Genomic DNA, 2,318 nt, shown 5'->3' on the forward strand with positions numbered 1-2,318 from the left:
TGGATGGCCTACTCAATCGGCATCGGCGTCCTGGCCAGTTCCTTCCCGTGGCTGCACCACAACCCGTTGCTCAGCGCGGGCATCGCGGTGGTATTCGCCATTGTGCTCGGTGTCCTCATCGACCATCTCCTGCGCTGGTGGCACAAGCGCCTGGGCCGCCACGACACCAGTCCGGTCCCCTCCGAGACCGAATACGCCACCGAACCCGCCTCCGGTGAGCGTGCTTCCGAGCTGCACGGCACGATGCTGGCCGGTCCGTCCGCTGAGTCCGGAGCGTCCGGAAAGTAGCTTCCAGCGCCCGGCGACCCTATGGTTGGAACGTGACTGAGACTATTCCTGACGCTGCCCCTGACCTCGACTTCGACCTGAAGGGCCTTCCCAAGGTTTCCCTTCACGACCACCTGGACGGCGGACTCCGCCCGGCCACCATCATTGAACTTGCTGAGGCCGTCGGCCACACGCTGCCGTCCACGGACCCCGTTGCACTGGGGGAGTGGTTCCGCGAATCCGCCGACTCCGGCTCCCTGGTCCGCTACCTGGAGACCTTCGACCACACCATCGCCGTGATGCAGACCAAGGAGGGCCTGTTCCGCGTCGCGAAGGAATTCGTCGAAGACCTGGCCGACGACGGCGTCGTGTACGGCGAGGTGCGCTGGGCGCCCGAACAGCACCTGCAGAAGGGCCTGAGCCTGGACGACGTGGTCGAAGCCGTGCAGGCCGGCCTCGAAGCTGGAGTGGACACCGTGGCAGAGACCGGCCGCGATATCCAGGTGGGCCAGCTCATCACCGCCATGCGCCACGCCGACCGCGGCCAGGAGATCGCCGAACTGGCCGTCCGCCACCGCAACAACGGCGCCGTCGGCTTCGACATCGCCGGCGCCGAGGACGGCTTCCTGCCGTCCCGCTTCAAGGACGCCTTCACCTACCTGGCCCAGCACAACTTCCCGGCCACCGTCCACGCCGGCGAAGCCGCCGGCCTGGAAAGCATCCAGTCGGCCCTCGTCGACGGCCGGGCCCTGCGCCTGGGCCACGGCGTCCGGATCGCCGAGGACGTCACGATCGAATTCGAAGAGGACGAAGAGGCCGCCGACGCCGAAGGCTTCGACGACTCCGTCAACGACACCATCGGCATGGTGACCCTGGGCGAGCTCGCCAGCTGGGTGCGGGACCGTGGCATCGCCCTGGAGATCTGCCCCTCCTCCAACCTGCAGACCGGCGCCATTGCCGGCTTCGGTGAGGGCATCGAAAGCCACCCGCTGGACATGCTCTACCAGCTCGGCTTCAACGTCACCATCAACACCGACAACCGGCTCATGAGCGGCGTGACGCTGACCGACGAGTTCGAACTCCTGGTTGAAACGTTCGACTACGACCTCGATGACCTGGTGGAGCTGACGCTGAACGCGGCCGAGGCCGCCTTCCTGCCGCTCGAAGAGAAGGAAGCCCTGGTCGAATACATCAACGAGGCCTACTCCGATCTTGGCTAACGAGGACACATCACCCGTCCAGGGGCTCGCTGGGCCCACAGCGGCAGGGGTCCCTGGCCGAGCTTGCGAGGTCGGGGAGCTGCTGGGGCTGATAGCGGCCCTGCGCGAGCATTGCCCCTGGATGGGTGCCCTCACCCACGAGTCCCTCGTGGAGTACCTCCTGGAGGAGGCCTATGAAGTGGCCGAGACCATCGAGACCGGCGCCGGCGACGCGGAACTGCAGTCTGAACTGGGGGACGTCCTGTTGCAGGTGGTGCTCCACGCCCGGCTCGCCGAGGAACGCGGCGCCTTTGACCTGGGCGATGTCGCCCGGGGCCTGAAGGCCAAGATGATCCGGCGCAACCCGCACGTGTTCCGGCCCGACGGCTCGCTGCAGGATTCCTTCCCGGCAACGGTGGAGGAGATCGTCCTGAAATGGGACGCCGTCAAGAAGGCCGAGAGGCCCGAACGTGGCCACGTCTTCGACGGGGTTCCCGCCGCGCTGCCGGCCCTCGCGCGGGCCCAAAAGCTCCTGGACCGCGCCGAACGCGCGGGTATGGCAGCGGCCGCCGGCCAAACCGCCGCCCGAACCGCCGTCGGAACCGCCGTCGACCTCCCGGCCGCCGAGGAGGAACTCGGCGACCTGCTGTTCGGGATCGTGGCCGCTGCCCGGGCCGGCGGGCTCGACGCCGAACGCGCCCTCCGTGGCGCCCTGCGCCGGTTCCAGGACAGCACCGGCCCCAGGCCATCGGCATAATAGCGCTGGCAGACTAGAGTCGGCACGGTAGCGGCACCATCATGACGTCCGGGGATTGGATAGGTTTCCGTAACTTATCCCGCTCTCGACTACGC

General features: G+C 67.6%; 2 protein-coding genes and 1 pseudogene. All 3 read left to right on the top strand.

Annotated elements, in window-relative coordinates; translation table 11 throughout:
• Positions 1 to 288: pseudogene (locus LQV45_RS26350) on the top strand (DedA family protein); the annotation flags it as partial.
• Between the two features lie 32 nt (positions 289 to 320).
• A complete protein-coding gene (locus LQV45_RS26355) occupies positions 321 to 1,487 on the top strand; it encodes an adenosine deaminase (RefSeq protein ID WP_230009654.1) in 1,167 nt (388 codons plus the stop codon).
• Positions 1,488 to 1,608: 121 nt separating this feature from the next.
• The gene (locus LQV45_RS26360) at positions 1,609 to 2,223 is read left to right on the top strand and encodes a MazG nucleotide pyrophosphohydrolase domain-containing protein (RefSeq protein WP_230009656.1); all 615 of its coding nucleotides are present in this window, start codon (positions 1,609 to 1,611) and stop codon (positions 2,221 to 2,223) included.
• Positions 2,224 to 2,318: the final 95 nt, after the last annotated feature.

The organism is Microbacterium sp. Bi128, from assembly GCF_918698205.1.

Coding starts and splice junctions, on each gene's coding strand:
- LQV45_RS26360 (WP_230009656.1), top strand. CDS start 1,609: ATGGGTGCCCTCACCCACGAGTCCCTCGTGGAGTACCTCCTGGAGGAG.